This window comes from Frankia sp. Mgl5 (assembly GCF_023242985.1).
GTDB classification, from domain to species: Bacteria; Actinomycetota; Actinomycetes; order Frankiales; family Frankiaceae; genus Parafrankia; species Parafrankia soli.
On record NZ_JALKFY010000664.1, the window covers coordinates 1 to 12,444 of the forward strand.

Here is a 12,444-nt window from a genome sequence, read left to right on the forward strand (position 1 = left end):
CCTGCACGGCAGGCACCCGCTCACGTTCCAGCGATCTACAAACCCTCAACATCACCAGCTACTGGCGGATTTAGGTCAGACGGCGCAGGTTAGCGGGGCCGCCGGGTGCGCGGGATGTCGCCGGGCTCGGGTGGACGCGATGAGCAGCGCGGTCCTGACGTTGGTGAGCGCGGTGAGCCCGCCTCCAGCGAAGACGAACAGTGGCTGCGCGCCCCAGGCAGTGCGTACACGGGCCATGTAGACGTCGGCGGTGGCCTCCAGCCGGGTAGCAGCCAGGGAGCGCGCGCCGCGCCGGCGACGAGCTGAACCGCACCAGAGCGGATCCGCCGGGTCGAACGGTGGTATCGCCGCCGAGGCGGGACGCCTGAGGTCGACTCGGTCCGCGCGCGAGGCGCGGGCCTCCCGCGATTTCTTGATCAAGACGACCGAATGCATTGACTCACCTGACCCTTCGCCGCATTCTGAACAAATGTTCAGAACAGATGTTCAGGACGTGCCGACAGTAACCGAGTCATTCGACGTGGCGGTGATCGGTGGTGGTCCGGCCGGCATGGCGACGGCGCTTCGGCTGCAGACCGCCGGCCTGTCGACGGTGGTACTCGAGGCGCACGGCCATGCCGGCGGCTGCGCGGGCTACTTCCGAAAGCGCGGATTCTCCTTCGACGTGGGTGCCACCACGCTCGTCGACTTCGCGCCGGGCGGCGTCGGCTTCGAGTTGCTGCAGAGCGTCGGAATGAACCCGTTGGACGCCTGCGAGTTACCGGGTTACGTGGCCCACCTGCCCGATCGCGAGGTCGTGCTGCACCGCGATCCGGCGCTGTGGCACGCCGAGCGTCGGCGCATGCTCGGCGACACCGGCCGGCATCGGCGACTGTGGTCCCTGCTCGACCGGTTGGCGCAGACGTTCTGGCGGGCGAGCCGGTCAGGGGTGCGCCTCCCGGTACGCCGGCCGGCGGACGCGCTGCACGACCTGCGGGCGCTCGGTCCGGCCGGCGTCCCACTCGCCCGCTATCTGAACTGGACGCTCGGGGACGCACTGCGCCGCTACGAGTTGCGCGACGACCCGGCTCTCGTCGGACTACTGGCGATGCTCGTCGAGGACACAGTGCACGCGACCGTCGACGACGCGCCGCTGATCAACGCGGCGCTCGGCGTGACGATCCGGGGCGCCGGCCTGAGCCGACACGCCGGGGGGATGCACGGCTTCTGGCGGGCGCTCGTCACGCACTACCGGGGGTTGGGAGGCCGGCTGCGCACCGGGTGTGCGGTCTCGCGGATTGACGGCGAGCCGGGCGCCTACCGGGTGTCGACTCGCCGAGGCGCGATCGGTGCCCGCCGGATCGTGGCCGCGGTACCCGCCGCCACGACTGCCGCGATCTGCGCCGGGCTCCCGGTGGCCGACCGGCTGCGGGCATACCTGGAACGCGACGCGCAGGCGCTCGGTGGCGCGTGCGTCGTCTTCCTCGGAGTACCCGAGGACGAGGTGCGTGGGCAGAAGTTCACGCACCATCAGTTCCTGCAGTCGTACGATCGCCCGCTGGGCGAGGGAAACAACATGTTCGTTTCCGTCTCCGAACCCGGGGACACCCTCAGCGCGCCGCCGGGGCACCGCGCCGTCATGATCTCCACCCACACCGAGCTGTCCGAATGGGTGGGACTCGACGACCTCGAATACGAGCAGCGCAAGAAATGGATCGGCGAGCTGCTCGTCGGGTGTGCCCGCCGCGCCTACCCGTCGTTGGGGGAGCGAGCGGTGTTCGCGGCGACGGGCACGCCGCGCAGCTACGAACGGTTCGGCTTCCGCCCGGCCGGCGCCGTCGGGGGCGTCCGCCAGCACCTTCGCAACACCAATCAGCACGCCGTTCCGCACGACCTCGGCGGCCCCGGGCTCTGGTTGGTCGGAGACTCGACCTGGCCGGGTCTGGGCACGGTGGCCTGCGTGCTGGGCAGTCGCATCGTCGCGGAGGGAATGCTGCGCGAGGGGGGATTCAACCGATGACCTCCCTGGACCCGCCCCATCCGCCCGGTCCGCTCAGCCCGTCCCGTCCGCCCGGTCCTCCCGGTCCTCCCGCACTGGCCGACCTGGGTGCCGATCTGCTCGTCACCACCCGCCGGCAGCGGTGGATCGCGCTCGCCCGCCCGTTCGTCGGCGTGCTGTGTTTCGCGGCGGCGGCGTGGGCAGGCTGGTGGTGGCTCACACCGGTGATCGTCTTCGGCATCTTCGTCGCGGTCGTCACGGTCACCCACGACGTGGTGCACGGCACGCTCGGCCTGTCCGGGCCGGCCACCGATCGAGCACTGTTCGCCATGGGGCTCGTCCTCCTCGAGAGCGGGCACGCCTACCGCGCCACGCACACCCGCCACCACCAGCTCTTCCCGCACCCCGATGATCCGGAGGGACATCCCGCCGAGCTGTCGCTGCTCGGCGCCGTGGGCTACGGCCCGGTGTTCCTGCCACGACTGTGGTGGTGGTCCTACCTGCGGGGGCACGACCGCGGCTGGCTGCTCGCCGAAGCCGCCGCGCCCGTCGGGGCGCTCGCGGGGGGCATCCTGGTGTGGCCGTACACCTCGGCCGTGCTGGTATATGCGCTGATGGCGATCGTCGGGAGCTGGGTGTACCCGCTCCTGACGGTGTACCTGCCGCACCACGACTACGGCGACACACCCCTGACACAGACCCGGACCCTGCGCGGGAGGATCATCCCCGCTGTGTTCCTAGAGCTCACCTACCATCTCGAACACCATCTCTACCCCCAGGTGCCCAGCCACCATCTCGCGGCGCTCGCCCGTCGACTCGAGGGCTACCTCGCCGCCAACGGCGTTCGGCCGATACGCGTTGTCTGACACCCGCGGCCGGATCCTCGACGCCACCCTGGCCTGCCTCGTGCGGCACGGTTATGCCGGCACAACCGCACGGGCGATCGCTCAGGCCGGCGGATTCGCCCCCGGCGTTCTCTACTACCACTTCGCCGATCTGGACGACGTCCTGGTCGCAGCCCTTACCCACACCTGTGAGGCGCGCGCCCAGCGGTACCGGGACGAACTGTCCGGTGTGGACCGGGCCGGGCGCGCGGTGGAGATACTTCGCGGGCTCTACCTCGAAGACACCGAGGTCGGGCACATCTCCGCGGTCCAGGAGCTGTATGCCGGAGCGCGGCCGGGGTCGCGGCTGGCCACCCAGCTGACGCTGGAGACCCGGCACTGGGAGGCGCTGGCCGCCGAGGTGCTCACCACGCTGCTGAGCGGCAAGCCGTTCGCCAACCTGGTGCGCATGCCCGTACTCGCCAATGCGGCCGTCGCGTTCTACCTCGGCGCGGAGACGCTCGCCCACCTCGACGAGGACTCCTCGAAAGTGATGGAGTTCTTCGACCAGGCCGCGAAGCTCGCCGTGTACTTCGACAGAATTCCACGGCTGCGACGAAGCACCCCTGGATAAACCCCGGAATGGGTCCGGTCGTGTCGGACGATCGGGTCGAGCGGCCTGGTCACCTGCTCGACGCTGGCCGCTCCGATCGGCTGGGTCGCCGGGCAACTCATCGGCGCCGGGCCCCTCGCCCTGTCAAAGCAGGTGCAGTCGTGAGGTCGGACCCGCCTGGCGTGGGGCGGCTTCAGTCGTCGCGCCCGGCGCCGCCGTCGCAGGTCGAACTGGCCAAGACGTGTCCGGCGAAATCGGGGCGACGGGTGGGGTTCGGGTCCGGAAGAATCGCGAGGTGCTCCTCGCCGTGTCGACGACCCACCGTCCCGCCACCGATCTGGGGTTCCTGCTCCACAAGCATCCGGACAAGGCGCAGCGGTTCGATACCGCCGCCGGCAGCGCGCACGTCTTCTACCCGGAGGCGACCGAAGAGCGTTGCACCGCGGCGCTGTTGCTGGAGATCGACCCCGTCGGGCTGGTGCGTGGCAAGCAGGCAGACACCGCGGGCAGGCGCGGCGGTGGGGGCGGGGCGGACGCGGCCCAGTACGTCGACGACCGGTCGTACGCGGCGTCCAGTCTGCTCGCGGTCGCGATGGCGGCGGTGTTCTCGACGGCGATGGCGGGACGCTGCAAGGCCCGGCCGGAGCTGGCCGCGACCGCGTTGCCGCTGGAGATCAGGCTGCCGTCGCTGCCCTGCCGGGCCGGCGGCGCCGATCTCGCCAGGCGGCTGTTCGAACCGTTGGGGTGGCAGGTCGCGGCGGTCCCGCTCCCGCTGGACCCGCGGTTCCCGGAGTGGGGCGACGCACCACACCACGATGTCACGCTCACCGGGACTCTCCGGCTCGCCGACGCGCTCACCCAGGTCTACGTCCTGCTGCCGGTCCTCGACGACGCGAAGCACTACTACGTCGGACGGGACGAGATCGACAAACTCGTCCGCGAGGGGGCCGGCTGGCTGCCGGGACATCCGGAGCGACAACTGATCGCCAGGCGCTATCTCGCTCACCGCCGAGCCCTGGCCACCGCGGCGCTCACCCAGCTCGCGGCAGTCGACGACCTCGCGGCCGACAGCCTCGGCACCGGCTTCGAGCCCGGCCTGGTCGCGACCGAGGTGGAAGTGGCCGAGGTGGACGACGCCGACTCGGGCGCCACGGCTACCGGCAGCTCGGACGCGCCCCCGTCCGATGAGGGCGTCGAGGGCGTCGAGGGCACAATCGGCGAAGTCGGCGGGGCGCGGCCGCCGTCGTTGGCGGAGTTGCGGCGGCGGGCGATCCTCACGTTGCTGCGCGCCTCGGAGGCGCACCGTGTCGCCGACGTCGGGTGCGGCGACGGCAAGCTGGTCGCGAGACTGCTCGCCGAGCCGACCTGCACCGAGGTCATCGCGGTCGACGTCTCCCACCGCGCACTGGAACTCGCCGCGCGGCGGCTGCGGATCGAGCGGATGCCCGACCAGGTCCGCGCCCGGCTACGGCTGATCGTCTCGTCGCTGACCTACCGGGACAGCCGCCTCACCGGCCTGGACGCGATCGTGCTCTCCGAGGTCGTCGAGCACCTCGACCCGCCCCGGCTGCCCGCCCTCGCCGAGGTGGTGCTGGGCCACGCGCAGCCCCGCCTGGTGGTCGTCACCACGCCGAACATCGAGTACAACGTCCGGTACGAGGGCCTGCCGCCCGGTGCGCTGCGGCACCGCGACCACCGTTTCGAGTGGACGCGGGACGAGTTCGCCACCTGGGTCGGCGGCCTCGTCGCCCGGTACCCCTACACGGCCAGGCTCGGTGGAGTCGGCATCGACGATCCGGAGGTCGGTCAGCCCACGCAACTAGTGGTACTCGAACGGTTGCCGGCGGGAGAACACCGCGCGGTCGGAGAGCACCGGACGGTCGGAGAGCACCCAGCAGGGACGAGGGAAGACCGATGACCACACCGACAGGCGGCCGTCCCCTGCCGGGGGCCGACTTTCCGCAGGCGCCGCTGACCATTCCCGAGGTCTGCCTTGTCGTCCTCGTCGGCGTCACCGGGTCCGGGAAGTCGACCTTCGCCAGGACGCATTTCCGCCCGACGCAGGTGCTGTCCTCCGACGCCTGCCGGGGGCTCGTGGCGGACGACGAGAACGACCAGGCCGCGACCCCCGACGCGTTCGACGTCCTGCACTACATCGCCGGTAAGCGGCTCGCCGCCGGGCGGCTCACGGTCGTCGACGCGACGAACGTCCAGCGCGCGTCCCGCGCGTCCCTGATCGAGCTGGCCAGGTCGCACGACGTGCTGCCGGTCGTGATCGTCCTCGACGTGCCGGAGTCGGTCTGCCTGGCGCGCAACGCGACGCGACCCGACCGTGCCTTCGGCCCGCATGTCGTCCGCCGGCAGCAGGCCGAGCTGCGGCGCTCGCTGCGCGGCCTGGCCCGCGAGGGGTTCCGGCGGGTCCACGTCCTGCGCTCGGAGGCGGAGATCGCCACCGCGACGATCGAGTACACCCGGCTGCTGACCGACCGGCGCGACGTCGCCGGGCCGTTCGACGTGATCGGCGACGTCCACGGCTGCCGCGCCGAACTCGAGCAGCTCCTGACCAGGCTCGGCTACGCCCTGCGCCACGACGACGCGGGACGGGCGGTCGGCGCGAGCCACCCGGACGGTCGGCGCGCGGTCTTCGTCGGTGACCTGGTGGACCGCGGCCCGGACACGCCCGGCGTCCTGCGACTGGCGATGGGGATGGTCGCCGCGGGCGAGGCGTTCGCCGTCCCGGGCAATCACGAGAACAAGCTCGTCCGGGCGATGCGCGGAAGGAAGGTGACCATCGGCCACGGCCTCGCGGAATCGCTCAGGCAGCTCGGCGAGGAAAGCGACGACTTCCGCGCCGAGGTCGACCGGTTCTGCGACGGGCTGGTCTCACACCTGGTGTTCGACGAGGGCCGCCTGGTCGTCGCGCACGCCGGGCTGAAAGAGGCGTACCACGGACGGGCGTCGGGCCGGGTGCGGTCGTTCGCGCTCTACGGCGACACCACAGGTGAGACCGACGAGTACGGACTACCGGTCCGCTACCCGTGGGCACGGGACTACCGGGGCAAGGCGATGGTGGCCTACGGTCACACGCCCGTCCCCGAGCCCGAGTGGGTGAACAACACGATCTGCCTCGACACCGGCTGCGTCTTCGGTGGACGGCTGACCGCACTGCGGTATCCCGAGCGGGAACTGGTCTCCGTTCCGGCGGCGCAGGTCTACTTCGAGCCGATCCGCCCGATTGCCGGGGATGGTACGGGCCCCACGGGCCCCACGGGCCCCACGGGCCCCACGGGCCCGACGCCGGCCGAGTCGCCGCTCTCGGCCGAGCCGCCGCTCTCGACCGGGTCGCCGCCCGCAACCGGATCACTGGTGTCAGCCGAGGCGGTGCCGTCAGCCGAGGCGCTGCTCTCGTCATTCCCGCTGCTGTCACCGTCGGAGCGGGCGCCGTCGGCGCACACGGTCGCGGCGGTCGCGGCGGGCACGGGCCTGGAGATCCTGGACGTGACCGACGTACTCGGCCGGCGGATCGTGGAGACGAGGCACGGGGGCAGGGTGCAGGTGCGGGAGGAGAACGCCCTCGCCGCCCTGGAGGTGATGAGCCGCTTCGCGCTCGACCCGCGCTGGCTCGTCCACCTGCCACCAACGATGAGTCCGCCGCCCACCTCGAAGCTCCCTGGCCTGCTCGAACATCCGGCGGACGCCTTCGAGGCCTACCGGGCGGACGGCGTCGAGGACCTGCTGTGCGAGCAGAAGCACATGGGCTCCCGGGCAGTCGCCGTCGTCTGTCGGGACGAGGCGGTCGCGGCGGCCCGGTTCGGCGCCACCGACGGCACCACCGGCGCGGTGTTCACCCGGACCGGCCGGCCGTTCTTCGACCGCGATCGCACCGAAGCACTGCTCGCCCGGCTGCGGGCCGCGATGACCGCCAGCGGACTCTGGGCAGAGACGGGAGCCGGCTGGGCGGTGTTCGACGCGGAGATCATGCCGTGGAGCGCGAAGGCCCAGGACCTCATCCGCCGGCAGTACGCCGCCGCCGGAGCGGCCGCCCGCGCCGCGCTGCCAGTCGCCGTCGACGCGCTGACCCAGGCGTCGGCTCGCGGGGTCGACGTCGGTGACCTGCTGGACCGCACCCGCGGACGGGCCGCGAACGCCGACGCGTTCACCGCCGCCTACCAGCGCTACTGCTGGCCGGTGGACGGCCTCGACGGAGTCCGGTTCGCGCCGTTCATGCTGCTGGCGACGGGACCGGCGCCGCAGGACGCCGCGAGCGGCCCGGGTTGGGGCGGTTCATGGCCGGCCGGCACGACCCACGTGGGACGAGACCATCTCTGGCACCTCGGCGTCGCCGACCGGCTGGCGGCCGCCGAGCCGGACCTCATCGTCACCACGGAACGAATCCGGGTGGACGCGGGCGACCCGGCCTCGGCCGCCGCCGGGGTCGAGTGGTGGGAGGCACTGACCGCCGCCGGCGGCGAGGGAATGGTCGTCAAACCGCTGGCCGGGCTGGCCCAGGGGAAACGCGGTCTGGCCCAGGCCGGCGTGAAGGTGCGTGGCCGGGAGTACCTCCGCATCATCTACGGCCCCGACTACACCGAGCCCGCGAACCTGGAGCGGCTGCGTTCCCGCGGTCTGGGACGCAAGCGCTCGCTGGCGTTCCGGGAGTACGCCCTCGGGCTGGAAGCGCTGGAACGCGCAGCGGCCGGCGAACCCCTCTGGCGGGTCCACGAGTGCGTCTTCGCGGTGCTCGCGCTGGAGTCGGAGCCCGTCGACCCCCGGCTGTAGACGACCCCGCCGTCGCCGCGTACCCCTCGCAGCGCCTTCTTGGCCCGGGTGATCCGAGCCGCCATCGTGGGCGTCGGCACCAGGAAGGCCCGGGCGATCTGCTCGGTGCTCAGCCCGCCGACCAGCTTCAGGTCAGTGCCCCCGGGCATCCCGGGCCAGCATCGAATCCGGCGCTGACCAGCTGCTGGCGGACCGCATGTGGAGGCACATCAACCGTCGTGATGGTCCGATTCGTCCGGCGCCTCGGCAGGCAGGGCGAGCACGTCGACGTTGTACTCGGCCGATAGCCGCACGATGAGGTCGGCGTCGTGCCCCGGCGGCCAGAGCGCGAGGTAGAGCCCTTCGGCCCCACCCGGTGTGAACAGCATGAGCACGTCGGCCGGCCCGTCCAGGGCGAGGCACCGGTGCGGCCGGTCGCGGGGGACGAAGACGAGGTCTCCGGTGGCGGCGGTGAGGCGGCGTGAAGCGGTGTCGACCCGCATCCGGCCGTCGAGGACGACGAACGACCGATCCTCACCATGGTGTACGAGGTACGGCGCTTCGTCGCCGGGCAGCAGCTGGATCCGGAGCAGCCCGTAGGAGCCGCCGGTCGTCGCCGCGGTGGCGAGCGGGACGGGCGCCGGTCTGCCCGGGAGGACCGTCCGCGGTCCGCCCCGGGCGGTGCCGGAAGTGGTGTGGAACGGGCCCACCCGTTCAGCTCCCGCCTCGTCGCGGCCGGTTGTTGTCGCTCCACGGCAGGGTGGTGGCCGCCAGCGCGAGGCCGGCGATGACGGTAGCCGGGATGATCCAGTAGCCTTCCGTCACGGGCAGGCCCGGCCCGAGGAGAAGAGTCACGCCGGCGATGACGAGACCCGCGGCCACCGGTCTGGACAGCCCGCCGACCCGCCACCCGACGATCCCGAGCAGCGGAACTCCGATGATGAACGCGAAAGCGAGCGGTAGGGCGACGAGCGTCATGTCGGATTCGATCTCGTGCATGGTGTGGTGGTCGATGTTCGGTGCGACGAACAGCTCGATGTAGGCGTTCGCGGGCATCGTCACGAACCCGACCCAGACCAGCGCGTAGGCGGCCCGGGCCAGCCGGCCAGGCCCGAGGCGGCCCGCCAGAAGCGGCAGCCCCGCGGCGACCAGCACACCGCCTATGCCGAAGAGCAGGTGGGCAGCGGACCAGGTGGCCGCCTGCTCGGCCGCCTCGTTGTGCTCGAGCGGGTGCAGCAGGTTCCCCAGCGCGAACAGGACGCCGCCGGCACCGAGCAGGACCCGGCGCAGCGTGGCGTCATCCGACCACGCCGGCACGGCGGCCTCCGGGTGCCGCGCCGAGCGCGGCACCCGCGGCGCGCCAGCGAGAGGTTGTGATTCCAGTGTGGACATGGCTTCTCCTTCATGACTGGGGCGGCCGCGTGCCGCACCCTTCGCCAGGGCCGACTGTTGCCGACTACGCTGGCCGTTCGGCGGTGAATGGCCTGCGTGCGCCTTGCGTCCGGCTGGCGCCTGGCTGGCGCCTGGCCGGCGGTGGCGAATCGGGGAGGGTCGATCGGAGCGGTGAGCGGCTCCTCCCCCGTGCGGTTCGGTGTTCTCGGACCGACCATCGCCACCGCCGGCGACGGCTCCCCGCTGGAGCTCGGCCCGCGGCGGCGCCGGGAACTGATCACCCTCCTGTTGCTACGGCCCGGCGTCACCGTCACCGCGGACGCGCTGGCCGACGAGCTGTGGCAGGGTGAACCACCGCCCGCCGCGCGGTCCACGCTGCAGGCACACCTGTCCGCGCTGCGCCGGGTCCTGGAGCCGAAGGTCAGCCCGCCGTACCGGCTGCTCGTCACCCGGGGCTCCGGCTACGCCCTCGCGATCTCCCCCACCGATCTCGACACCGGGCACCTCGACGAGTTGCGGGCGCTGGCCAGGGGAGCCCTCGACGGTGGGGATCCGGGCGGCGCCCGCGCTCATCTGGAGCGTGCTCTCGCCCTCTGGCGGGGTGAGCCGTTCGCCGACCTGGAGGGCCACGCGGCAGCCGAGGCGGCGCGGGTGAAGCTGGCGGAGGACCAGATGGCCGTCCGGGCGGACCTTCTCGCCGTCCGGCTCGACCTGGGCGAACACGATGCGGTGATTGGTGAGCTGCGCGTCCTGACGGGCCAGCACCCGTTACGGGAGCGGCTACACGCCCAGCTCGCCACCGCCCTGTACCGCAGCGGCCGGCAGGCCGACGCGCTCACCGTGCTTCGTCAGGCACGGCAGACCCTCGCGAGCGATCTGGGTCTCGAGCCGGGGGCCGAGCTCCGGGAGCTGGAGACCGCGATCCTGCGGCAGGATGCCGGGCTGATCCGCCCCGGCATCCCCCGCCCTGGCATCCCCCGCACCGCATACCCCTGGGTCAGCTCGCCGGGCGCCGCTTCCGGCACGAGGCCGGCAGCCGCGACCGCCCCCGCGACCGCCCCTGCGGCCGCCGGCGGCCGGCTGCCGTTGCTTGGCCGAGACCGGGAACTCTCCGCCCTCGAACAGGCGTGGGAGCGGACCGCCACCGAGCAGGTAACCGGCGTGGCCCTGCTGTCCGGCGAGGCTGGCATCGGCAAGACCAGGCTGCTGGAGGAACTCGCCCGGCGGGTACCGGCGCAGGTCCGTTGGGGCCGCTGCACGCAGGTCTCCGGAGCCCCGGTCTACTGGCCCTGGCGGCAGCTGCTGCGTGGCCTCCCGGCGGAAGTGGTGGGCGCGTTCGGTGCGGGCCGGGACGGTGACGGTCCGGTCCGTTTCGAGGTCGCGCTGGCGATCGGCCGCCATCTGGCCGATCTCGCCTCCGCCGGTCCGGTGCTGGCGCTGCTCGAGGACCTCCACTGGGCCGACCCGGCCTCGATCGCGATGCTGGAGATCCTCGCCGGCGAATTGACGGACGTCCCTGTGCTGCTGGTCTGCAGCTTCCGCCCGGAGCGCGGCGGGAAGGCCATCCCAGGCGATCACGCCGATGACGGCGATCTCGGCGCCGCCGTCCCAGCAGGTGGGCGCGGCCAGTCGCCGCAGGACGGCGAGCCCCTCCGCCGGCTACTCGGCGTGCTCGCCCGTCACCCCGCCCTGACCAGGGTGGAGCTGGCCGGGCTCCCGCCGACGGACGTCGGCCGGCTCTTCGGCGCCGTGAGCGGGATGGCGCCCACCCCCGAACAGGCGGAGGCGGTCCGCCACCGCACCGCCGGCAATCCCTTCTTCGTCGTCGAGCTCGCCCGACTGGCGGCGACCACCTCTGTCGACCAGGCCGCGGCGGCCGGCACGCTGCCGACCGGGGTGCGGGACACCGTGCTCGCGAGGTTGGCCGCGATGCCCGCCGCAATGACGACCCTCCTCGCGGCGGCCGCCGTGGTCGGCCGCGAGGCGGCGTTGCCGGTGGTGACAGCCGCCGCCGGCATGACCCAGGCCGCCGCGCTCGACGCGGTGGACATCGCCGTCGCCGCCGGGCTGGCCGACGTGCCCGCCCCTGGCCGGCTGCGGTTCACCCACGACATCGTCCGGGAGGCCGTGCTGCTCGGTATGGGAACGGCCGAGCGTGCCCGCCTGGCCGGCCTCGTCGCCGACGCCCTGGTGGCCCACCAGGGAGCGTCGGTGCCAGCCGCGGTGCTCGCGCACCACCTCCGCACCGCCGCGGCCGGACATACCGACCTGCGCGCCGCACAGGCGCAGGTGACCGCGGCGCGGGCCGCGCTCGCGCAGTTCGCGTTCGAGGACGCGGCGACGCTCGCCGGCCATGGTCTCGACCTCGTCCCCGGGGACCATCCTGACCTGCTGGTCGACCTGATGGTGATCCGCGGCGAGGCGCTGCGTCGGTCCGCCGACTTCGCGGAGGCACAGCAGGTGCTCACCGAGGCCGCCCGGATCGCCACGGCGAACGGCGACACCGTCCGCGCGGGACTCGCGACCCTGACCCGCGCCGGCGACGTGGTCGGCGGCTACAGCTCCCTGTTCTACGTCCCCGTGCCGGGCCTGATCGCCGATCTGGATGCCGCGGCGGCCGCGCTGCCCGCGACCGAACAGGACCTCCGCTTCCGGCTGCTCACCGCGGCGGCCGTCCGCGCGTGCTACGGGGAGCCGGAAGCGGCGAGCCGTCTCATCCAGCGGGCAGCCGAAGTGCTCGCCGGTCAGCGCGCGGCCCGACCCGGGACGACCGATGAACCAGCCGGTCTGCTGATCGCCCGGCGGAACCCGTCAACCTGATCGAGGCAAGATCTTGTAGGAACTACTGAGCTGGTCGTTCCGTGTCGGCGGTTGGCTGG

The 12,444-nt window shown here is 72.7% G+C and carries 9 protein-coding genes and 1 pseudogene; 6 read left to right on the forward strand and 4 right to left on the reverse strand.

What is annotated here, in order from left to right:
* Positions 1 to 75 precede the first annotated feature (75 nt).
* Positions 76 to 435 carry a hypothetical protein gene (locus MXD62_RS22005; RefSeq protein ID WP_248831380.1) on the reverse strand — a complete coding sequence of 120 codons (360 nt, stop codon included), beginning with the start codon at positions 433 to 435 and terminating at the stop codon, positions 76 to 78.
* A gap of 34 nt (positions 436 to 469) precedes the next feature.
* Between MXD62_RS22005 and MXD62_RS22010 the strand changes: the two genes are divergently transcribed.
* The 5 genes from MXD62_RS22010 (at position 470) to MXD62_RS22030 (ending at position 8,194) form a co-directional block, all read left to right on the forward strand.
* Entirely contained in the window at positions 470 to 1,999 is a 1,530-nt protein-coding gene (locus MXD62_RS22010; RefSeq protein WP_285224141.1) for an FAD-dependent oxidoreductase, read from the forward strand.
* Complete coding sequence (locus MXD62_RS22015; RefSeq protein ID WP_248831382.1) at positions 1,996 to 2,844, forward strand: fatty acid desaturase; 849 nt, start codon at positions 1,996 to 1,998, stop codon at positions 2,842 to 2,844. The genes MXD62_RS22010 and MXD62_RS22015 overlap by 4 nt, the downstream gene beginning before the upstream one ends.
* A complete protein-coding gene (locus MXD62_RS22020; protein ID WP_248831383.1) occupies positions 2,837 to 3,436 on the forward strand; it encodes a TetR family transcriptional regulator in 600 nt (199 codons plus the stop codon). The genes MXD62_RS22015 and MXD62_RS22020 overlap by 8 nt, the downstream gene beginning before the upstream one ends.
* 274 nt (positions 3,437 to 3,710) lie before the next feature.
* Positions 3,711 to 5,333 carry a 3' terminal RNA ribose 2'-O-methyltransferase Hen1 gene (locus tag MXD62_RS22025; RefSeq protein WP_248831384.1) on the forward strand — a complete coding sequence of 541 codons (1,623 nt, stop codon included), beginning with the start codon at positions 3,711 to 3,713 and terminating at the stop codon, positions 5,331 to 5,333.
* Positions 5,330 to 8,194 (forward strand): polynucleotide kinase-phosphatase, encoded by a 2,865-nt coding sequence (locus tag MXD62_RS22030; protein ID WP_248831385.1) that lies wholly within the window; start codon positions 5,330 to 5,332, stop codon positions 8,192 to 8,194. The genes MXD62_RS22025 and MXD62_RS22030 overlap by 4 nt, the downstream gene beginning before the upstream one ends.
* 11 nt (positions 8,195 to 8,205) lie before the next feature.
* Here the strand turns inward: MXD62_RS22030 and MXD62_RS39310 are convergent.
* The 3 genes and pseudogenes from MXD62_RS39310 to MXD62_RS22040 all read right to left on the reverse strand — a co-directional run.
* Positions 8,206 to 8,325: pseudogene (locus MXD62_RS39310) on the reverse strand (sigma factor-like helix-turn-helix DNA-binding protein); the annotation flags it as partial.
* A gap of 78 nt (positions 8,326 to 8,403) precedes the next feature.
* Positions 8,404 to 8,883 carry a cupin domain-containing protein gene (locus MXD62_RS22035; RefSeq protein WP_248831386.1) on the reverse strand — a complete coding sequence of 160 codons (480 nt, stop codon included), beginning with the start codon at positions 8,881 to 8,883 and terminating at the stop codon, positions 8,404 to 8,406.
* 4 nt (positions 8,884 to 8,887) lie between these two features.
* Positions 8,888 to 9,565 (reverse strand): hypothetical protein, encoded by a 678-nt coding sequence (locus tag MXD62_RS22040; RefSeq protein WP_248831387.1) that lies wholly within the window; start codon positions 9,563 to 9,565, stop codon positions 8,888 to 8,890.
* A gap of 171 nt (positions 9,566 to 9,736) precedes the next feature.
* Between MXD62_RS22040 and MXD62_RS22045 the strand changes: the two genes are divergently transcribed.
* Positions 9,737 to 12,385, forward strand: coding sequence for an AfsR/SARP family transcriptional regulator (locus tag MXD62_RS22045; RefSeq protein ID WP_248831388.1), 2,649 nt, complete (start codon positions 9,737 to 9,739; stop codon positions 12,383 to 12,385).
* The last annotated feature ends 59 nt before the right edge of the window (positions 12,386 to 12,444 follow it).

Coding starts and splice junctions, on each gene's coding strand:
- MXD62_RS22015 (WP_248831382.1), top strand. CDS start 1,996: ATGACCTCCCTGGACCCGCCCCATCCGCCCGGTCCGCTCAGCCCGTCC.
- MXD62_RS22005 (WP_248831380.1), bottom strand. CDS start 435: ATGCATTCGGTCGTCTTGATCAAGAAATCGCGGGAGGCCCGCGCCTCG.
- MXD62_RS22010 (WP_285224141.1), top strand. CDS start 470: ATGTTCAGAACAGATGTTCAGGACGTGCCGACAGTAACCGAGTCATTC.
- MXD62_RS22030 (WP_248831385.1), top strand. CDS start 5,330: ATGACCACACCGACAGGCGGCCGTCCCCTGCCGGGGGCCGACTTTCCG.
- MXD62_RS22040 (WP_248831387.1), bottom strand. CDS start 9,565: ATGTCCACACTGGAATCACAACCTCTCGCTGGCGCGCCGCGGGTGCCG.